At 70.0% G+C, this 4639-nt stretch carries 5 protein-coding genes; all 5 read right to left on the bottom strand.

Annotation, left to right across the window (positions count from 1 at the left end):
• Positions 1-500: citrate lyase holo-[acyl-carrier protein] synthase (gene citX / locus PINTE_RS08795; RefSeq protein ID WP_068428832.1), on the bottom strand; the 500-nt coding region annotated here is incomplete at its 3' end.
• Positions 500-2038: a citrate lyase subunit alpha gene (citF, locus tag PINTE_RS08790; RefSeq protein ID WP_068428829.1), complete on the bottom strand. Its 1539-nt coding sequence runs from the start codon at positions 2036-2038 to the stop codon at positions 500-502. The genes citF and citX, both read right to left, overlap by 1 nt.
• 13 nt (positions 2039-2051) lie before the next feature.
• Positions 2052-2966, bottom strand: coding sequence for an aldolase/citrate lyase family protein (locus PINTE_RS08785; RefSeq protein ID WP_245642874.1), 915 nt, complete (start codon positions 2964-2966; stop codon positions 2052-2054).
• Complete coding sequence (citD, locus tag PINTE_RS08780) at positions 2963-3250, bottom strand: citrate lyase acyl carrier protein (protein ID WP_068428835.1); 288 nt, start codon at positions 3248-3250, stop codon at positions 2963-2965. The genes PINTE_RS08785 and citD overlap by 4 nt, the downstream gene beginning before the upstream one ends.
• The gene (gene citC, locus PINTE_RS08775) at positions 3250-4320 is read right to left on the bottom strand and encodes a [citrate (pro-3S)-lyase] ligase (RefSeq protein ID WP_068428826.1); all 1071 of its coding nucleotides are present in this window, start codon (positions 4318-4320) and stop codon (positions 3250-3252) included. Before citC ends, citD begins: the two co-directional genes overlap by 1 nt.
• Between the last annotated feature and the right edge of the window lie 319 nt (positions 4321-4639).

Genomic DNA, 4639 nt, shown 5'->3' with positions numbered 1-4639 from the left:
GCGAGAAGCAGCGGCAGCGGATGCCGCGCGGACCGCGCGCAGGCGCGCGCGTCGGCCGCGCACACCAGGCACCGACGAGGCCCGTGCCCGAGGTCGGCCCGGCTCAGCACCACCGGCTGGCCGTCGTCGCGCAGCCCGTCGACGACGTCGAGATCCCACAGCCGCCCCAGCGGGTGGCGGTCTTCGAGCTCGACCAGGGCCCGCTTCACCTCGAGCCCCGGTAGTTCGAATCCGGGCGTTCCCACCGCCGCGAGGCACTCCGGGCCGCTCGGCCCGCCGAACCGGCACGACGGCCCGAGCACCCACCCGCGCGCCCGCGCCAGCGACTCCACGGCCGACACCGCCTCCCCGAACACCACCCGGGCCGGGCCGTCGTCCTTGTCCGGCCCGGGTGACACAACGGTGACGCTGACCAGCGCCGACCCACTCTCGCGCAGGAGCCGCACCTGCTCGTCGCGACGTTGTTCGCGGCGCCGCAGGATCAGACCCGCGTCGGCCATCAGGGCGCGACGGCGTGCACGACGTCGATGACGCTCCCGTCGCGGTACCGCACGACTCCGACGATTTCGTCGGTCGTGGGCACCGTGTTCGGCCGCCCGCAGATCTCGATCACTCGGTCGTACAGGTTGGCGATGTTGGTCAGCTTCACGCCGGCGTCGAGCAGCCGCGCCGCGACGTCCGCGCGACGCGGGTTGACCGCGATGCCGTAGTCGGTGACGAGCACGTCGATGTTCTCTCCTGGTGTGACAAGCGTCGTCACCCGTTCCACGATCGTCGGGATGCGGGTGCGGATGAGCGGGGCGACGACGATGACGAGCTTGGCGCCCGCGGCCGTGTCGCAGTGTCCGCCGGAGGCGCCCATCATGAGGCCGTCGGAGCCGGTGAGCACGTTGACGTTGAAGTCCAGGTCGATCTCCAACGCCGACAGGATCACCATGTCGAGTTCGTCGACACAGGCGGCCTTCGACAGCGGCGAGGCGTATTCCTGCGCCGAAATCACCGTGTGATGGGGGTTCTTCGCCAGCGAAGCCACCGCCACGGTGTCGAAGGTCTGCACGTCGAGCAGCCGCTCGATAAGACCCTGTTCGTGCAGCCCCACCATGCCGGCGGTGATGCCGCCGAGCGCCCAGCGCGCCGTGATCTTGCGGCGAGACATCCGTTCGCCGATGAAGTTCGTCACGGCCGTCGCGGCGCCGCCGGAACCGGTCTGCATCGAGAACCCGTCGGTGAAGTACCCGCCGAACTCGATGACGTCCGTCGACAGCCGGGCGATGAGCAGGTCGCGGGGGTTGCTCGTGATGCGGGTGGCTCCGACGTTGATGCGGCTCGGGTCGCCGACCGAGTCGACCTTGACGATGAAGTCGACGCGGTCCTGACGGATGACCGCCGGGGTGTGCGGGAACGGCACGATCTGCTCGGTGACGAGGATGACCGTCTCCGCATGCTCTGCGTCGACGAGCGCGTACCCCAGTGAGCCGCAACGGCTTTCACCGCTGATCCCGTTGGCGTTGCCGTACTCGTCGCACGCGGAGACGCCGAGGAAGGCCACGGTCGGGCGCAGTTCACCGGTCTCGACGAGCGCGGCGCGGCCGCCGTGGCTGTGGATGTGTACCGGCTCCGGCAGCAGCCCGCCGCGGCTGATCCGCTCGGCGAGCCTGCCGCGCATGCCGGAGGTGTAGATGCGGGTGACGACCCCCTGCTCGATGTAGCGGGCGATGTCGGAGTGGCACTCGTTGAGCGAAGATCCGGCGAGGGTCAAGTCGCGGATGCCGAGGCTCGCGATCTGCTCGAGCACCGCGAGGATCACCTTGTCGCCCTCGCGGAAGTGGTGGTGGAAGGAGATCGTGTCGCCGTCCTTGAGACCTGAGCGGATGATCGCCTCGCGCAGGGTGTCGATGATTTTGCGGTGTCGCTTGGCGGTCTCGTCACGCAGGTACGGCGTGGCCGTCGACCAGCCGGTGAAGGGTTGCAGCCCGCGCAGCAGCGGGGAGTCGAGCGGCACTCGGGTGGATGCGGGGCGGGTGGTGGTGTCGACCATGTTCGGGCTCCCTTCAGCGCCTGACTCCGGAGACGGCCGCGAGCCGCAGGATGCGTTTGGCGGAGTTGATGATCGGGGCATCGATCATCTTCCCGTCGAGCGCCACGGCGCCTTTGCCCTCTTCCTCGGCGATCTTCGCCGCCTCGACGACGCGCCGGGCGTGCTCGACCTCGCTGGCGGTGGGCGCGAACGCGTTGTGCAGCGGCTCGATCTGGCGCGGGTTGATGAGGGACTTGCCGTCGAAGCCGAGGCGCTTGATGACCGCCACCTCGCGCAGGAAGCCCTCGGTGTTGTTGGCGTCGCTGAAGACCACGTCGAAGCAGTGGATCTTGGCCACGCGGGCGGCGTGCAGGATCGCGGCGCGCGCGTAGAACAGCTGCGATTCGTCGGCGGCCGCGTCGTGCACGGTGTGCATGTCCATGACGTAGTCGTAGGCGGCCAGCGCGATGCCCATCATGCGCGGGGAGGCCGTGGCGATGGCGACCGCGTTGACCACCCCGGAGGCCGATTCGACGGCGGCGAGGATGCGCGTCGTCCCCACCGGCACCCCGTACTTCTCCTCGTTCGCCGCCAGCTCGGCGTCGAGACCGCGCACCATGTCGGCGTCGCGCACCATCGGCAGCCGCACGATCGCGGCGCCCGCGCTGACGACCGCCTCCACGTCGTCGTGGAAGAACTCGGTGTCGATGCCGTTGACCCGCACGACGACCTGCTCGTTGCGCCAGATCGGGCTCTTGATCGCCTCGCGCACGAGCAGCCGGGCGGTGTCCTTCTCGCGCAGGGCCACGGAGTCTTCGAGGTCGAACATCACGTAGTCGGCGCCGTAGACCTGCACCGTCGACAGCCAGGCCGCGTTGGAGCCGGGCACGAACAGCATCGAGCGGCTCGGGCGGTCACGGCGGGGGGCTTCGGTGTTGCGCGCGCTCACAACGACCTCCAATCGGGTTCGGCCTCGTCGGAGCCGCGCAGCACGGCCCCCTGCACGCGGGCGCGGATGACGAACTCCAGCGCGCCCTTGTCGTCGACGGCGACGAGCCCTTCGGTGACGCCCATGCGGTCGAGCTGGTCGGTGACGACACGGCGGATGTCGTCGCCGAACTGGCCCATGACCGACGACTTCACGTCGAGTTTGAGGGTGCGGGCGGGGTTGACGCGCACCAGCACGTCGGATGACTCCAACGTGCCCGCCAGCGCCTCGCGGGTTATTCGCATCACTGCTCCTGTCGATCGGAAAAGAACTGGGATCGCAGAAGGGCGAGGGTGGGGGCGGGCACGAGCCGCGCCACGGTCTCCTCGTCGCCGGCCTCGAGCGCCGCGCGCACCCGGGAGGCCGAGATCGGCTCGCCGTCCAGCTCCAGGCGCGGCACCTCGTGCACGCGAATCGGCGGGCTGTCCGAGGGCTCTTCCTGCAGCCAGCGCCGCATCTCGTCGTTGTAGGAGGCGGTGACGACCGACAGCGGTTCGGTGCCGACGAAGCGGTCGGTCACGCCCAGCGCCGGCCCGATGTGCTGCCGGAAGAGCTGCAGGTCGAGCCCGGCGGCCGCCTGCGCCCGCGTGTCCTCCTTGGCGAGGAAGTAGTTGGGGAACGTGGCGCGGCTGACGATGTACCGCGAGCCGCGATGGACCCGGATGTTGTCGATGCCCGCGTCGGCGACCCCTTCGCGCACGAGGCGCAGCCGCACGTCGGCGGGAAACGCGCCGGGTGCGTGCTCGGCCACGACGAACACGTGCAGCACATCGACCTGCTCGGCGGCGGTGCGCAGCAGGTGCAGATGCCCGAGCGTGAACGGGTTGGCGTGCAACACGACGGCGCCGACTCGGTCGCCCGGCTCGCGCATGGCGCGCAGCTCGTCGAGGTAGAGCTCGAGGGCGAACGGCGAGTTCTCCAGGAGGATCGCCGCGCCGGGCACCTCGGCGAGGAACGTGAAACCCAGGCTCTCCAGGGTGAGCCGGTTGCACGGTTTGGTGAAGGCGAACAGGGTGCCGCGGCCGCGGTCGACCGCCTCGTAGAACATCCGCTGCATGAGCGGCGCGGCCACGCCCTGGCCCTGCACGGAGGCGGCCGCCGACAGGCACTTGATGACCGAACCGGCGAGCCCGACGCACGCCACGAGGTCGGTGCCGAGGTGGGCGGTGACGAAGAACTCGACGTCCTCGTCGATCAGCAGGTCGTTGGCGGCGAGCAGGTCGCGCACCTCGCGCAGCCGAGCCGGCTCCCCGGTGACCGGCAGCACGTCCAGGCGCAGCCCGGAACGCGGCTCGTCCGTGACGCTCGCGGTCATCTCGCCTGCCTGGGTCGTGACGGTGTCGCGCGCCGTTGTGGTGCCGTGGGGGTGCCACGGACCTCGCGCCCTCTGCCGTGACCAGCGCCTCTCAGGGCGCTGACGGCGCGCGACCCGGGAAGCTTGGGTGCTCGAATCTTTCCACAAGCTCCCCGCGAGATGGTGGACTGCACAGTTAATTATCCGGAGTCCAGGACCTCCGGTCCCCGAAACCAGGGTCCGCGCGGGCCGGCGTCATCACGCAAATCTCCACACAATTGTGTGCCCAGCGCGGACCGTCACGGCCGCGGACCGTCACGGCGACCGAATCGGCCCCCGT

The organism is Piscicoccus intestinalis NBRC 104926 (assembly GCF_001515525.1).
GTDB lineage: Bacteria > Actinomycetota > Actinomycetes > Actinomycetales > Dermatophilaceae > Kineosphaera > Kineosphaera intestinalis.
The sequence above is the reverse complement of the archived record's forward strand: the minus strand, read 5'-3'. Positions and strand labels throughout refer to the sequence as shown.

Bases quoted from the DNA above. Each gene is read 5' to 3' on its own strand.
- citD (WP_068428835.1), bottom strand. From the start codon at position 3,250: ATGCGAATAACCCGCGAGGCGCTGGCGGGCACGTTGGAGTCATCCGAC.
- citC (WP_068428826.1), bottom strand. From the start codon at position 4,320: ATGACCGCGAGCGTCACGGACGAGCCGCGTTCCGGGCTGCGCCTGGAC.
- citF (WP_068428829.1), bottom strand. From the start codon at position 2,038: ATGGTCGACACCACCACCCGCCCCGCATCCACCCGAGTGCCGCTCGAC.